13 protein-coding genes are annotated in these 14,016 nt (G+C 62.5%); 9 read left to right on the top strand and 4 right to left on the bottom strand.

Features of this window, described 5'->3' with window-relative positions; genetic code table 11:
* Nucleotides 1–76 precede the first annotated feature (76 nt).
* Together ACQ4MM_RS21750 and ACQ4MM_RS21755 are read right to left on the bottom strand one after the other, a co-directional pair.
* The gene (locus tag ACQ4MM_RS21750) at nt 77–1,624 is read right to left on the bottom strand and encodes an alkaline phosphatase D family protein (RefSeq protein ID WP_431479314.1); all 1,548 of its coding nucleotides are present in this window, start codon (nt 1,622–1,624) and stop codon (nt 77–79) included.
* A gap of 4 nt (nt 1,625–1,628) precedes the next feature.
* Nucleotides 1,629–2,048, bottom strand: coding sequence for an acyl-CoA thioesterase (locus ACQ4MM_RS21755; RefSeq protein ID WP_431479315.1), 420 nt, complete (start codon nt 2,046–2,048; stop codon nt 1,629–1,631).
* Nucleotides 2,049–2,108: 60 nt separating this feature from the next.
* Between ACQ4MM_RS21755 and ACQ4MM_RS21760 the strand changes: the two genes are divergently transcribed.
* Together ACQ4MM_RS21760 and ACQ4MM_RS21765 are read left to right on the top strand one after the other, a co-directional pair.
* Entirely contained in the window at nt 2,109–3,947 is a 1,839-nt protein-coding gene (locus ACQ4MM_RS21760; RefSeq protein WP_431479316.1) for an ABCB family ABC transporter ATP-binding protein/permease, read from the top strand.
* Between the two features lie 13 nt (nt 3,948–3,960).
* Nucleotides 3,961–5,427, top strand: coding sequence for a M20 family peptidase (locus tag ACQ4MM_RS21765; RefSeq protein ID WP_431479317.1), 1,467 nt, complete (start codon nt 3,961–3,963; stop codon nt 5,425–5,427).
* Between the two features lie 95 nt (nt 5,428–5,522).
* On the opposite strand, the gene ACQ4MM_RS21770 is transcribed toward ACQ4MM_RS21765, so the two are convergent.
* A complete protein-coding gene (locus ACQ4MM_RS21770; RefSeq protein WP_431479318.1) occupies nt 5,523–6,794 on the bottom strand; it encodes a dicarboxylate/amino acid:cation symporter in 1,272 nt (423 codons plus the stop codon).
* Between the two features lie 137 nt (nt 6,795–6,931).
* Between ACQ4MM_RS21770 and ACQ4MM_RS21775 the strand changes: the two genes are divergently transcribed.
* The 5 genes from ACQ4MM_RS21775 (at nt 6,932) to ACQ4MM_RS21795 (ending at nt 11,578) form a co-directional block, all read left to right on the top strand.
* Complete coding sequence (locus tag ACQ4MM_RS21775; protein ID WP_431479319.1) at nt 6,932–7,657, top strand: amino acid ABC transporter ATP-binding protein; 726 nt, start codon at nt 6,932–6,934, stop codon at nt 7,655–7,657.
* Between the two features lie 36 nt (nt 7,658–7,693).
* Complete coding sequence (locus ACQ4MM_RS21780) at nt 7,694–8,590, top strand: amino acid ABC transporter substrate-binding protein (protein ID WP_431479320.1); 897 nt, start codon at nt 7,694–7,696, stop codon at nt 8,588–8,590.
* Nucleotide 8,591: 1 nt separating this feature from the next.
* The gene (locus tag ACQ4MM_RS21785) at nt 8,592–9,338 is read left to right on the top strand and encodes an amino acid ABC transporter permease (protein WP_431479321.1); all 747 of its coding nucleotides are present in this window, start codon (nt 8,592–8,594) and stop codon (nt 9,336–9,338) included.
* Complete coding sequence (locus tag ACQ4MM_RS21790) at nt 9,338–10,030, top strand: amino acid ABC transporter permease (RefSeq protein WP_431479393.1); 693 nt, start codon at nt 9,338–9,340, stop codon at nt 10,028–10,030. The genes ACQ4MM_RS21785 and ACQ4MM_RS21790 overlap by 1 nt, the downstream gene beginning before the upstream one ends.
* A gap of 99 nt (nt 10,031–10,129) precedes the next feature.
* Entirely contained in the window at nt 10,130–11,578 is a 1,449-nt protein-coding gene (locus tag ACQ4MM_RS21795) for an amidohydrolase family protein (protein WP_431479322.1), read from the top strand.
* Here the strand turns inward: ACQ4MM_RS21795 and ACQ4MM_RS21800 are convergent.
* Nucleotides 11,575–12,060 (bottom strand): VOC family protein, encoded by a 486-nt coding sequence (locus ACQ4MM_RS21800; protein ID WP_431479323.1) that lies wholly within the window; start codon nt 12,058–12,060, stop codon nt 11,575–11,577. The two genes, ACQ4MM_RS21795 and ACQ4MM_RS21800, sit on opposite strands and share 4 nt — an antisense overlap.
* 109 nt (nt 12,061–12,169) lie before the next feature.
* Here ACQ4MM_RS21800 and pyrC point away from each other — a divergent pair, with 109 nt between their 5' ends.
* A complete protein-coding gene (gene pyrC / locus ACQ4MM_RS21805) occupies nt 12,170–13,219 on the top strand; it encodes a dihydroorotase (protein ID WP_426340235.1) in 1,050 nt (349 codons plus the stop codon).
* The gene (locus tag ACQ4MM_RS21810) at nt 13,220–14,014 is read left to right on the top strand and encodes a DUF3025 domain-containing protein (protein ID WP_431479324.1); all 795 of its coding nucleotides are present in this window, start codon (nt 13,220–13,222) and stop codon (nt 14,012–14,014) included.
* The last annotated feature ends 2 nt before the right edge of the window (nt 14,015–14,016 follow it).

Below are 14,016 nucleotides of genomic sequence, written 5' to 3' on the forward strand. Positions count from 1 at the left end.
CAGGTTTGATCTGGCGCAGAGTATGGCTCCGGGCCGGCTGTAGAGTGGAACGCACCACTTGAGCCGCCTCCGGAGTCTAGCCCACCCTGCCCGCGCCCGGCTTGCCGTCGGCGACCGAGAATGATGCCAGGGCGGACAGGCCGCTGTCCGCATCGCGCACATTATCGAGCGCCTGGAATACCATTGCGGCCCGCTCGGGACGCAAGTCCAGCAGCATGAAGCCGCGCCTGTCACTGCGGCCGAAATGCATGTCGCGATTCATGTCGACGTATTGCTGCGTGCGCGCCTGTGGGCGCGAGCTGGACGTGACGGAGGTCCCGCAGAATTCCGTTGCCACGATCGGATTCCCGGCGCTGGCTGCGCGTGTAGGATCGCGCCGCAAATCGGCGGCGAAGAAGGTGTGCACGTCGCCGGACAGCACCACCGGGTTGCGTGCGCTGCGCACGGCGTCCAGCAGGCGGGTGCGCGCCGCGGCATAACCATCCCAACCATCGGTCCAGAAGCGGCCATCGCTGTCGCTGGCCAGCGGGACCTGCGACAGCTGTGCCATCAGCGTCTGTTGCGCAAGGATGTTCCAGCGCGCTTTTGATTCCTTGAGTCCCTGCGCCAGCCACTGTTCCTGCCCGCTGCCCAGCATGGTGCGGCGCGGATCGGCCAGGGCGGCGCAGGAGCGGCGATAGACAGAACTGGATCCGCCACGCCCTGTTGGCGGGCAGGCGTGCGTCGAGCGGTATTGCCGCGTGTCGAGGACGTGAAAGCGCGCCAGCTGTCCCCAGTCATAGCGCTGGTAAATGCGCTGGGCGCGCAGCGGCTGGTGCTCGAAATAAGCCTGGTAGGCAGCGGCACGCCGCTGCACGAAGTCCGGTGACAGCAATTCGTCGCGCGTTGGGCTGTAGTCGTTGGCCACTTCGTGATCGTCCCAGGTCAGCAGCCATGGTGCCGCCTGGTGCGCAGCCTGCAGGTCGGGATCGCTTTTGTACTGCGCATAGCGCGCGCGGTACTCGGCCAGCGTGAAGCTCTCGTTGCGGCGCGAGGCGGTGGCGGGATGCTGCAGGCTGTAGGGCCCCCATTCGTAGATGTAATCACCGAGGAATGCCACCAGGTCCGGTGCGGCGCGCGCGATGTGGCGGTGCGCGGCGTAGTGGCCGAATTCCCAATGCTGGCAGGATGCGACGGCCAGCTTCAACGCGGCCGGCATGCTGCCGGGAGCCGGCGCGGTGCGCGTGCGGCCGACGGGGCTGACGGCATCGCCCTGCATGAAGCGGTACCAGTACCAGCGGTCCGGCTCCAGGCCGCGCACATCGACGTTGACGCTGTGTGCCAGTGCCGGCGCGGCGACTGCCGTGCCTTTCGCTGCGATACGGGTGAAGCCCTCGTCGTGCGCGACTTCCCAACGGACTTGCTGCGCGATGGGCGGCATCGATGCGGCATTCAGCGGATCCGGCAGGAGCCGGGTCCAGAGGATGACGGAATCAGGAAGCGGGGCGCCGGATGCGACGCCCAGCGAGAAAGGATAAGCGCCATTGGTGGCGCTGCGCGCTTGCGCGGGAAGGTGAGGCGCCAGCACTGCCAGCGCGGCCACGCGGGCCGCAGCCTGGAGCAGGAGGCGGCGCCCGTCTTGCATTGAATTACAGCAGCGATTCGATCGGCGGCACCGGGCGCGGCTTGCGGTCAGGACCGGTGGCGACGTAGGTCAGGGTCGCTTCGGTGACCTTGACGATATTGGCCTGCAGGCGGTTGCGCTCTGCATAGACTTCCACGTTGACGGTGATCGACGTGTTGCCGACCTTGACGATGTCGGCGTAGAAGGTCAGCAGGTCGCCGACAAAGACCGGGTGCTTGAACAGGAAGGAGTTCACGGCAATGGTGGCGACACGGCCGTTGGCGCGGCGGGTGGCGGGCAGGGAGCCCGCAATGTCGACCTGGGCCATGATCCAGCCGCCGAAAACGTCGCCATACACGTTGGCGTCGGACGGCGAGGGCATCACGCGCAGTTCAGGCATTTTTCCAGGAGGAAGGCCGCGGGAGGTTTGTTCTTGGGAGGTCATCGCAAATTCTCATGAAGGACTACAATTGATGGGATTTTAAACCAGCCAGCCCACGCATGTATGCGACGTTATTCGAATACTCCACCACCTCCTCCCGGCCCGCAGCGCGGCGACATTGCCACTCTGAAAACATTGCTGCCCTATTTGTGGGTGTACAAATGGCGCGTGCTGGCTGCCCTGCTGGCGCTGGTGGGCGCCAAGGCCGCCAACGTCGGGGTGCCTGTCGTATTGAAGCAGCTGGTCGACGCTATGACCGTCAAGGCGGGCGACCCGCGTGCCCTGCTGGTGCTGCCGCTGGCGACGCTGGTGGCGTATGGCCTGCTGCGCCTGTCGACCACCATGTTCACCGAGCTACGCGAATTCCTGTTCGCGCGGGTGACGCAGCGCGCCGTGCGTACCATTGCGCTGAGAGTGTTCCGCCACCTGCATTCGCTGTCGCTGCGCTTCCACCTCAACCGTCAGACGGGCGGCATGACACGCGATATCGAACGCGGCACGCGCGGCGTCAGTTCGCTGATCTCGTACACGCTGTTCAATATCCTGCCGACGCTGGTCGAGATCACGCTGGTGCTGGGCTACCTGGTCACGCATTACGACATCTGGTTCTCGGTGATCACCTTCTCCGCGCTGGTGATCTATATCACCTTCACCATCGTGGTGACGAACTGGCGCACGCACTTCCGCCGCACCATGAACGATCTCGATTCGAAGGCCAACACCAAAGCTATCGACTCGCTGCTGAACTACGAGACCGTCAAATACTTCGGCAATGAGGACTATGAGGCAAATCGTTACGACGAAGGCTTGCAGCGCTATGAAAAGGCCGCGGTCAAATCGCAAACCTCGCTGTCGCTGCTGAACACCGGCCAGTCGGCCATCATTGCGATCGCTGTGACGCTGATCCTGTGGCGCGCCACGCAAGGCGTTATCGACGGCACCATGACGCTGGGCGACCTGGTGCTGGTAAATGCCTTCATGATCCAGCTCTACATCCCGCTCAACTTCCTGGGCGTGATCTACCGCGAGATCAAGCAAAGCCTGGCCGATATGGAGCGCCTGTTCTCGCTGCTGGACGAGAACCGTGAAGTCGACGATGCGGGCCACGCCAAGCCGCTGCAACCGCAAGGCGCCGAAGTGCGCTTCAACCACGTCGACTTCAGCTACGACCCCAAGCGCCAGATCCTGTTCGATGTCGACTTCACGATCCCGGCCGGCACCACGACGGCCGTGGTGGGCCACAGCGGATCGGGCAAGTCGACGCTATCGCGCCTGCTGTACCGTTTCTATGAAGTGAACAGCGGCAGCATCACCATTGATGGCCAGGACCTGCGCGACATCACCCAGCACTCGCTGCGCCACGCGATCGGCATCGTGCCGCAGGATACGGTGCTGTTCAACGACACCATCGAATACAACATTGCTTACGGCCGTCCCGGCGCCAGCAAGGACGAGATCGTTGCCGCCGCACGTGCGGCATCGATCCACGACTTCATCGCCAGCCTGCCGGACGGCTATGAGTCGATGGTCGGCGAGCGCGGTCTGAAACTGTCCGGTGGCGAAAAGCAGCGCGTGGCAATCGCCCGCACGCTGTTGAAGGATCCCGCCATCCTGATCTTCGACGAAGCGACCTCCGCGCTGGACTCCAAGGCCGAACAGGCGATCCAGGCACAATTGAAAGAGATCGCAAAGAACCGCACGACGATGGTGATCGCACACCGCCTGTCAACCATCGCCGACGCCCAGCAGATCCTGGTGCTGGACCACGGTAAGATCGTGGAGCGCGGAACTCACGCAGCCCTGTTGGCGCGCGAAGGCCTGTACGCCCAGATGTGGGAGCGCCAGCAAGTGCGAGGCGAGCAGGAGCTAGCCTCGCCGGCCACAGGCGAATTGATCAACTGACAGGAGGACGGGGATGGCGGTGAAAAAGGTTCTGGCGGTAGCCCTTGCGGCAATTGGTGTGCTGGCAGTCGCAGTCGGCGTCAATACGGCGCGCAGCGGCAGCAAACAGCTAGTGGTGGAGAAGGCGCCGGCCCTAGCGATCGATGAAGCCGCAGCGGCGCAGCGCCTGGGTGAAGCCCTTCGCTTTGTTACCATTTCCGAGTACAAGGATGCAGATGCCAACGCCGCAGAATTCGATAAACTGCACGCCCACCTGCAAGCCAGCTTTCCCCGCCTGCACGCCGCGCTGAAACGCGAAAGCGTCAACGGCAAGGCCCTGCTCTATACCTGGCAAGGCAGCGACGCCAACGCAGCCCCGGTGATGTGGATGGCGCACCAGGACGTGGTGCCGATCGCGCCCGGCACGGAAAAGAACTGGGAGCAGCAGCCCTTCGCCGGCGTGGTGCGCGATGGCTTCATCTGGGGCCGCGGCTCGTGGGACGACAAAGGCAACCTCTATGCCCAGATGGAAGCCATCGAAATGCTGCTGGCAGCCGGCTTCCAGCCGCGCCGCACCGTCTACCTGGCCTACGGCGCCGACGAAGAAGTCGGCGGCAAGCGCGGCGCCGCGAAGATCGCCGGACTGCTCAAGTCGCGCGGTGTCAAACTCGATTATGTGCTTGATGAAGGCTTGATGATCGTGCACGGCATGGTGCCGGGCCTGCAGCCTGGCGCCGCCATGGTCGGCGTGGCAGAGAAGGGCTACGCCAGCTACAAGCTGGAACTGGAGACCGCGCCTGGCCACTCCTCGATGCCGCCGACGGACACCGCCATCGGCATGATGAGCAAAGCCCTGGTTGCACTGGAAGCGAACCCGATGCCGGTGCGCATGGCAGGCCTGCCGCAGCAAAGCTTCGAGATGATGGCGCCGGAAATGACGGGCATGAACCGCGTCGCGCTGTCGAACTTCTGGCTGTTCAAGCCGATGCTGGAACGGATGCTGACCAAGACCCCAAGCGTGAATGCGCTGGTGCGCACGACTACTGCGCTGACGATCGTGAACGCCGGCGTGAAGGACAATGTCTTGCCGGGCACCGCCAGCGCCACCGTCAACTTCCGCCTGCTGCCGGGCGACACGCTGGCAGGCGTGGAACAGCATATGCACAAGGTGATTGGCAACGACAAGATCCGCATCACGCCCGACGGCGACTTCAACACCGAAGCCTCGCGCGTGGCACGCCAGGACGGTGCGCCCTTCACTGCGGTGAACCGCACCATCCGCCAGGTATTCCCGGACGTCGTCGTAGCGCCCGGCCTGATGATCGGCGCCACCGACTCACGCTACTTCGACGGCATGAGCGACAGCGTGCTGAAATTCGGCCCCGTGCGCGCCCAACCGGAAGACTTGCCGCGCTTCCACGGCACCAACGAGCGCATGTCGGTGAAAGGCTACGCCGACATGATCCGCTTCTACCACCAGCTCCTGAAGAACAGTGCATAAAGAAAGTCGGGGTCAGCTCCGGCAATCGTACATTTCAATTTGAAATGTACGATTGCCGGAGCTGACCCCGACTTTTATGTTGGAGGCTTGCTGCTTTAAGGCAGTGGGCGGTCGGACAGTTCGCTGTCGTCGGTGTTGGTCAGCTCGCCTTCCCACTTCGCCACAACTGCGGTAGCGATGGAGTTGCCGACCACGTTGGTGGCGGAACGTGCCATGTCCAGGAAGTGGTCGATACCGAGCAGCAGGACCAGGCCCGCTTCAGGGATCTTGAACTGGGTCAGGGTCGCGGCAATCACCACCAGCGATGCGCGCGGCACGCCGGCCATGCCCTTGGACGTCAGCATCAGCACGGCCATCATGGTGATCTGGGTGCCCAGGTCCATATTGATGCCATAAGCCTGCGCGATGAATACCGTCGCGAAGGTGCAGTACATCATCGAGCCATCCAGATTGAAGGAGTAGCCGATCGGCAGCACGAAAGCTGCAATGCGGTTACGCACGCCAAAGCGCTCCAGGCCTTCCAGGGTTTTCGGGAATGCGGCTTCCGAGGAAGCGGTGGAGAAGGCCAGCAGGGTTGGCTCTTTGACTTCCGACATCAGCTTCATGACGCGCTTGCCCAGGAACAGGAAGCCGGCAAAGATCAGGATTGCCCACAGCACGGCGATGGACAGGTAGAACTCCGCCATGAACACGCCGTAGGTTTGCAGCACGCCCACGCCGCTCTTGGCGATGGTGCCGGCAACGGCTGCGAACACGGCGAACGGTGCGAACTGCATCACATAGCCGGTGACCTTCAGCATGATGTGCGCTACGCCGTCGACTGCGTCGATCAGCGGTTCCGCTTTCTTGCCCACGGCAGCAGCCGCGGTACCGAAGAACAGGGAGAACACCACGATCTGCAGGATCTCGTTCTTGGCCATGCCGTCGATGATCGAGGAAGGCACCAGGTGGGTGATGAATTCCTTCAGCGACAGGCTGGAAGTCTGCAGCGTAGCCGCAGCGGCAGCACCGTCGGTCGGGATGTGGCCCAGCAGCGCATCGCCTGGACGGAACAGGTTCACCATGATCAGGCCCAGCGTCAGCGACAGCACGGACGCGATGAAGAACCAGCCCAGGGTCTTGATACCGACGCGGCCTACTTCCTTGGTGTCGCCCATGCGTGCGATACCGACCATCAGGGTCGAGAACACCAGCGGCGCAATGATCATCTTGATCAGGCGCAGGAACAGGGTGGTAATGAGGGACATATAGTCCGCAAAGCTGGTCGCTTGTGGCGCCGCTTGCGAGACATTGATGGCGTAGCCGGTGAGGATACCCAACGCCAGGCCGACGAGGATGTAGGTGGTCAGGCGGTTTTTGTTGGCCATAAGCAAGATTCCTGAAGTAGGGCGGATTTGCCGTTAGAATGAATAGCTATTTGCTGAGCTATTAAGCAAGTCCCGAAGTATCCTTGCGGTCCTAGGCCACTGTCAAGCAAGAATAAAACTGCTGAAACCTAAAAAAGATGATCGCAATTAAAGACTTAAGTAAATGGTTTGGCAACTTTCAGGTGCTCGCAGAATGCAGTACTGCGGTGGCCAAAGGCGACGTCATGGTGATCTGCGGGCCGTCCGGCTCGGGCAAATCGACGCTGATCAAGACAGTTAACGGGCTGGAACCGTTCCAGAAGGGCGAAATCATTGTCGATGGCACATCGGTCGGCGCCAAAGGCACCGATCTGCCGGCCTTGCGCGCACGGATCGGCATGGTGTTCCAGAATTTCGAGTTGTTTCCCCATTTGTCGGTGCGCGAAAACCTGACCCTGGGCCAGGTCAAGGTGCTGCGCCGCTCGCAGGACGAGGCCAATGAGAAGGGCCTGAAGTACCTCGACCGCGTGGGCCTGCTGGCGCACCAGGACAAATTCCCGAACCAGCTGTCCGGCGGCCAGCAGCAGCGCGTGGCCATCGCCCGCGCCCTGGCGATGGACCCGATTGCCATGCTGTTCGACGAGCCGACGTCCGCCCTGGACCCGGAGATGATCAATGAGGTGCTGGATGTCATGGTTGGCTTGGCGCAGGATGGCATGACCATGATGGTAGTAACCCACGAAATGGGCTTTGCCCGCAAGGTGGCCAATCGCGTGGTCTTCATGGACAAGGGCCGCATCCTGGAAGACTGCAGCAAGGACGAATTCTTCGGCGCGCCCCGTTCCGAGCGCGCACGGGACTTTTTAGCGCGTATCATCCATTAACAGGGCGGGTCATCGTCCCCGCCAGCGGAGGACACCATGACCTTTCTGCGCCTGCTTCCCCTTCTGTGCCTGGCCGCTGCGGCCAGCGCCCAGGAACCCACCGGCACACTGGCCAAGATCAAACGCACCGGCCAGGTGGTGCTGGGCGTACGCGACGGCTCTATTCCCTTCTCTTATCTCGATGACAAGCAGCAGTACCAGGGCTACTCGGTGGACCTGTGCCTGAAAGTTGTCGAACACCTGAAAGCGCAACTGGCGATGCCGGAGCTGAAAGTGGCCTATAACCCGGTCACCTCCGCCAACCGCATCCCGCTGATGGCAAATGGCACCATCGACCTAGAATGCGGCTCCACCAGCAACAATGCGGAGCGCCAGCAGCAGGTGGCGTTCGCGCCGACCATGTTCGTGATCTCCAGCCGTTTGCTGGCCAAGAAGTCGGCCAACATCCAGACGATGGACGACATGAAGGGCAGGGTCCTGGTGGCTACCGCCGGCACTACGACGCTGAAGCAGATGACGATCATGAACAATGAGCGCAAGCTCGGCATGAAGATCCTGATCGGCAAGGACCATCCGGAATCGTTCCTGATGCTGGAAACGGGGCGTGCCGAGGCGGAGGCCAATGACGACATCCTGCTCGCGGCACAAGTGGCGACATCCAAGGCGCCGGTCGATTTTGCCGTCAGCAAGGAGGCAATGTCGGTGGAGCCCTACGGCATCATGATGCGCAAGAACGATATGCCGTTCAAGAAGTCGGTCGACGAGGCGCTGCGCAAGGTCTACCAGTCCGAGGAGATCCAGCGCATCTACAAGAAATGGTTCATGAGCCCCATTCCACCGCGCGGTGTGAACCTTAACTTTCCCATGCCGGCCAAGCTGAAGGCAGCGCTGGCCAAGCCGACCGATTCGCCGGATCCCGCTGCATACAGATAGCATGCACTACAACTGGAACTGGCACATCTTCTGGGAACTGTCCCCGGACGGTGTGCACAGTTATTGGGACACGCTGTGGTCCGGCCTGGCGTGGACGCTGGCGACTTCGCTGGCCGGCTGGGTGATCGCGCTGGCGCTGGGCGTCGCGGTCGGCACGCTGCGCACTGCGCCCAATCGCTGGCTGCGCCGCTTCGCCATCTGCTGGGTCGAAATATTCCGCAATATCCCGCTGCTGGTGCAGATGTTCTTGTGGTTCTTCGTTTTGCCGGAGCTGCTGCCGCGCACGGCGGGCGACTGGCTGAAGGCGCTGCCCAATGCGCCTTTTGTGACGGCCGTGCTGTGCCTGGGTTTCTTTACTTCTGCGCGCATCGCGGTACAGGTGGCGGCTGGCATCAATGCGCTGGCCGGAGGTCAGCGGCTGGCGGCACTGGCGCTGGGGCTGTCGCGCGTGCAGGCCTACGAATACGTGCTGCTGCCGCTTGGCTTGCGCGTTGTGCTGCCGCCTCTGGCCAGCGAATTCCTCAACATCATCAAGAACAGCTCCGTCGCGCTTACCATCGGCTTGATGGAGCTGACTGCCAGCGCACGCTCGATGCAGGAGTTCTCTTTCCAGTTCTTCGAAGCGTTTGCCGCCGCCACCGTGATCTACGTAATCGCCAACATCATCGTAGTTGCCGGCATGACGCTGCTCGAACAACGTCTTGCGCTGCCAGGTACCTTGGGCTGCGAGGCGCGGAGGGCTGCGTGATGTTTGCGAACTTCGACTTTGGCGTGATCGCCAATTCGTGGGTCTACCTGTTCCAGGTTGGCATGGTGTTCACGCTTAAGCTGACCGTGCTGGCCATGCTCGGCGGCGTGGCATTCGGCACCTTGCTGGCGATGGCCCGCCTGTCGTCGCTGCGCATGCTGTCGCTGGCTGCAGCTGGGTATGTGAACCTGGTACGCGCGGTGCCGCTGGTGCTGGTGATCTTCTGGTTCTACTTCCTGGTGCCTTACATTGCCGCGTGGATGATCGGCGCTTCCGAGCCCGTCAAAGTGGGCACCTTCATGTCCGCGCTGGTCACCTTCACACTGTTCCAGGCCGCCTACTATTGCGAGATCATGCGCGGCGGCATACAGGCTATTCCTAAAGGACAGGTCCAGGCAGCGCAAGCGCTTGGCATGAATTACTGGCAGACCATGTCGAAAGTCGTGCTGCCGCAGGCATTCCGCAATATGCTGCCGATACTGCTGACACAGACGATTGTGCTGTTCCAGGACGTATCGCTGGTGTACGTCCTCTCCGTTCCTGACTTCGTCGGCGCCGCCAGCAAGATCGCCCAGCGCGATGGACGGCTGGTCGAAATGTACGTCTTTGTGGCGCTGGTGTATTTCATCCTTTGCACGCTCTTGTCCTGGCTGGTGCGCCGCATGCAGCGGCGCATCGCGATCATTTACTAAATCATCGAAAGCGTGCAATCCTCCGATCTTTCGTATGTTTCGGGTTGTATCGCCGCCTGGTGTGCGGCATGCCTCGTGTGTACCATGTGGTGCATGAAGATGACTAAACTTTCGGTTGGCGCCTTGCTGGTGCTGGGGGCGTTCGGTAGCGCGCAGGCTGCGGGACGTGTGGTCGCGGACGTGGCGCTGACGCAGGCGACGATTGTCGACGTGGCATCCGGCCACTTGGTGCGAGGTAAGGCCGTGCTGCTGAAGGGCGGCGACATCATCGCCGTTGTCGACAACGCAAAGTTGAAAGACTACTCACCCAAGCGTACCGTCAAGCTGCCGGGGAAATACCTGATGCCGGGCCTGTGGGACACCCACGTGCATTTCGGCGGCGGCCCCGCGCTGATCGAAGAGAACAAGCAACTGCTGGGTCTTTACCTCGCGCACGGCATCACCACCGTGCGAGATTGCGCGGGCGACCTGTCCGACACGGTGCTCGATTGGCGCGACCTGATCAACCAGGGGAAGCTGGCGGGCCCGACCATCCTGGCATCCGGCCCGAAGCTGGAAGGCTACAAGCCGCTGTGGAAAGGCACCATTGAAGTCGGCACGCCGGAAGAAGTCAGCAAGGCGCTGGACTACCTGCAGTCGCGCAGCGTGGACTTCGTGAAGATCACCGAGAACACCATGAAGCCGGAGATCTTCCTGGAAGCGGTACGCCAGGCCAAGGCCCGCGGCATGCAAACCTCCGGCCACCTGCCGGTGCAGCTCACGCTGGACCAGGTCATGCAGGCAGGCCTGGGCAGTATCGAACACCAGTCCTACGCCCTGCGCGGTTCTACCCCGCGTGAAGCGGAGCTGGCAGCACAAGTCGCAGAAGGCAAGATGACCGGCCGCGATGCGATGCGCGCCAGCCTGGAAAGCTTCGACGAAGCCACCGCGCGTGCCACCTTCCGCCGCATGGCCGCAGCCGGCATGTCGATCACCCCGACCCTGGTGGGCTCGCAAGTCACCGCTTACCTGGACCAGGACGATCACGCCAACGATCCCTACCTCAAGTACATCGGCAAGGGACTGCGCAAGACCTACGAATGGCGCGTGCAGCGCGCGGCCAAGGACGATGCGGCCGCCATCGCCTACCGCCACGCCTCCTACGAGAAAGCGGCCTCGTTGCTGCCGTTGTTGCAGCAGGAGGGCGTCAACATCATCGCGGGTACCGATGCGGGCTTCCTGAATTCCTTCGACTATCCGGGACAGGGCCTGCACGATGAGATGGGCATATTCGTCAAATATGGCCTGACGCCGCAGCAGGCGCTGCAAGCGTCAGTGATCAACGGCGCGCGCTTCCTCGGCAAGCAGGAACGCTACGGCGCTGTGGCCAAGGGCAAGGCCGCTGACCTGCTGGTGCTGGACGCCAATCCACTGCAGGACATCGCCAATACCCGCAAGGTGCGCTTGGTGGTCAGCCACGGCAAGGTCTACGACCGCAGCCAACTGGATGCAATGCTCGAATCGGCGCGCCGCTACGCTGAAGAGCATCCGGCGCCGCCCGACGCTTAAGCAGGAGCGCGCCAAGCCTTTTCGATCTTTGCGACGTCGATCTTTTTCATATCCATCATCGCATCGAAGGCCCGCTTGGCCGCTGCCCGATCCGGATCGGCAATCGCTTCCATCAGCACGCGCGGCGTGATTTGCCAGGACAGGCCCCAGCGGTCCTTGCACCAGCCGCATTCGCTTTCCTGGCCACCATTGCTGGTGATGGCATTCCACAAGCGGTCGGTTTCAGCCTGGTCCTCGGTCAAGACCTGGAACGAAAAGGCTTCGCTGTGCTTGAAATGGGGGCCGCCATTCAGGCCGATGCAGGGAATGCCTGCAACGGTGAATTCGACCACAAGGGGATCGCCTTGCTTGCCGTCGGGGTAATCTCCCGGTGCCCGGGTAATTGCGCCAACCGAGCTATCGGGGAAGGTTTTTGCGTAAAAGGTGGCGGCATCCAGTGCATCGCCATCGTACCAAAGGCAGACTGTGTTCTTGCTAGCCATCGCGTGCCTCCTCAAAGGATTGCGGGGAAACGCCAATATCGCACATTCTCGCGGCAGGCGCGGTCCAACAGGTAAAATGGCGGGATTCGTTTATTGAAAGCCTGCAGCCATGAGTGACTTCGAGATCCCGCACAGCATCACTATCACCCGTCCAGACGATTGGCACCTTCACCTGCGTGATGGCGCCACCATGGCCAGCGTCCTGCCGGACACCGCGCGCCAGTTCGGCCGCGCGATCGTGATGCCAAATTTGAAACCTCCTGTCACCACCGTGGCGCAAGCCGCTGCCTACCGCGACCGCATCCTGGCTGCCCTGCCGCAAGGCATGGACTTCGAGCCGCTGATGACGCTTTACCTGACCGACAACACCTCGCCGGACGAAATCATCCGCGCCGCCGACAGCGGCTTCGTGCACGCGGTCAAGCTGTACCCGGCCGGCGCCACCACCAACTCCGACGCTGGCGTGACCGACCTGGCCAAGTGCTACAAGGTGCTGGAAACCATGCAGGAAGTTGGCATGCCTTTCCTGGTGCACGGCGAAGTCACCGACCAGGACATCGACCTGTTCGACCGCGAGGCAGTCTTCATCGAGCGCGTGATGCGCCCGCTGCGCAAGGACCTGCCGGCGCTGAACATCGTGTTCGAGCACATCACCACCAAGGACGCCGCGCAATACGTGGCGGAAGCGGAAGGCCCGATCGCTGCGACCATCACCGCCCACCACTTGCTGTACAACCGCAACGAGATCTTCAAGGGTGGCATTCGCCCGCACTACTACTGCCTGCCGGTGCTGAAGCGTGAAGAACACCGCCTGGCGCTGGTGACTGCGGCAACCAGCGGCGACGAGCGTTTCTTCCTCGGCACCGATTCCGCGCCGCACGCGCAGGGCGCCAAGGAAGCTGCCTGCGGCTGCGCCGGCTGCTACACCGCGCTGCATGCGATGGAGCTGTACACCGAAGCCTTCGCCCGCGCCGGCGCGCTGGACAAGCTGGAAGCCTTCGCATCCCTGAACGGCCCGGCCTTCTACGGCCTGGAACCGAACAAGGGCACCATCACCCTGAAGCGCGAGCAGTGGACCCTGCCAGCCGACCTGCCATTCGGCGACTCCAAACTGATTCCGCTGAACGCCGGCGAAACGATCAACTGGAAAATGGCCTAAGTGTTCCAGGAGATCGACTGGTCCCGCGCCTGGTACGCCTCGGTGCGGGACGCAGCCTCCCGCATCGACCTTTCCCTGCCCAGCGTTGTCGAACCGTTCTGCGAACAGGCGGCCGCGCTGGCGCTGGTTAACCGCGCAGGCCAGCCGCTGCGCTTCGTGCCGCAAGCCTCGCTTCCTGAAGGCACGGCCTACGAAGAATTCATCGGCGCCACCGGCCAGGTGCCCACCCGCGACAACCTGCACGACTTCTTCAACGGTCTGGTGTGGCTGACCTTCCCGCACATCAAACGCCAGCTCAACGCCCTGCAGGCCGCGCAAATTGCGCAGGATGGCGTGGGCAAATCGCGCGGTCCCGCGCGCGATGCTGCTACTATCTACGACGAAAATTCAGCGCTGCTGGTCGTGCGCGACGACGCCGAAGGCGCAGCACTGGTGGATGCCTTGCGCAACCACCGCTGGCGCGAAGCATTGGTGGAGCGCGCGGCCATGTTCGGCCGCGACGCCGAAGTCTGGCTGTTCGGCCACGCGCTGATGGAAAAGCTGGTGGCGCCATACAAGGCGATTACTGCCCATACCCGCGTGGTGCTGGCGGCCGGCGATTATTGGGCGCTGGACGAGCTTGGCCGGCGGGCATGGCTGGACCGCAACGAGGCAGAGCGCCTGGCCAGTGATGGATTGGCTAAGGGCAGCTTCACACCGTTGCCGGTGCTGGGCATCCCCGGCTGGTGGCCGCAGCAGGATGACGCTTTTTATGCTGATGACACGGTATTCCGCGCGAAGCGGAAGCCCGCTTAACA

The sequence above is a fragment of the Massilia eburnea genome, assembly GCF_050709955.1.
GTDB classification, from domain to species: domain Bacteria; phylum Pseudomonadota; class Gammaproteobacteria; order Burkholderiales; family Burkholderiaceae_D; genus Rugamonas; species Rugamonas eburnea_A.

Coding starts and splice junctions, on each gene's coding strand:
- ACQ4MM_RS21750 (WP_431479314.1), bottom strand. CDS start 1,624: ATGCAAGACGGGCGCCGCCTCCTGCTCCAGGCTGCGGCCCGCGTGGCC.
- ACQ4MM_RS21755 (WP_431479315.1), bottom strand. CDS start 2,048: ATGACCTCCCAAGAACAAACCTCCCGCGGCCTTCCTCCTGGAAAAATG.
- ACQ4MM_RS21760 (WP_431479316.1), top strand. CDS start 2,109: ATGCGACGTTATTCGAATACTCCACCACCTCCTCCCGGCCCGCAGCGC.
- ACQ4MM_RS21765 (WP_431479317.1), top strand. CDS start 3,961: ATGGCGGTGAAAAAGGTTCTGGCGGTAGCCCTTGCGGCAATTGGTGTG.
- ACQ4MM_RS21770 (WP_431479318.1), bottom strand. CDS start 6,794: ATGGCCAACAAAAACCGCCTGACCACCTACATCCTCGTCGGCCTGGCG.
- ACQ4MM_RS21775 (WP_431479319.1), top strand. CDS start 6,932: ATGATCGCAATTAAAGACTTAAGTAAATGGTTTGGCAACTTTCAGGTG.
- ACQ4MM_RS21780 (WP_431479320.1), top strand. CDS start 7,694: ATGACCTTTCTGCGCCTGCTTCCCCTTCTGTGCCTGGCCGCTGCGGCC.
- ACQ4MM_RS21785 (WP_431479321.1), top strand. CDS start 8,592: ATGCACTACAACTGGAACTGGCACATCTTCTGGGAACTGTCCCCGGAC.
- ACQ4MM_RS21790 (WP_431479393.1), top strand. CDS start 9,338: ATGTTTGCGAACTTCGACTTTGGCGTGATCGCCAATTCGTGGGTCTAC.
- ACQ4MM_RS21795 (WP_431479322.1), top strand. CDS start 10,130: ATGACTAAACTTTCGGTTGGCGCCTTGCTGGTGCTGGGGGCGTTCGGT.
- ACQ4MM_RS21800 (WP_431479323.1), bottom strand. CDS start 12,060: ATGGCTAGCAAGAACACAGTCTGCCTTTGGTACGATGGCGATGCACTG.
- pyrC (WP_426340235.1), top strand. CDS start 12,170: ATGAGTGACTTCGAGATCCCGCACAGCATCACTATCACCCGTCCAGAC.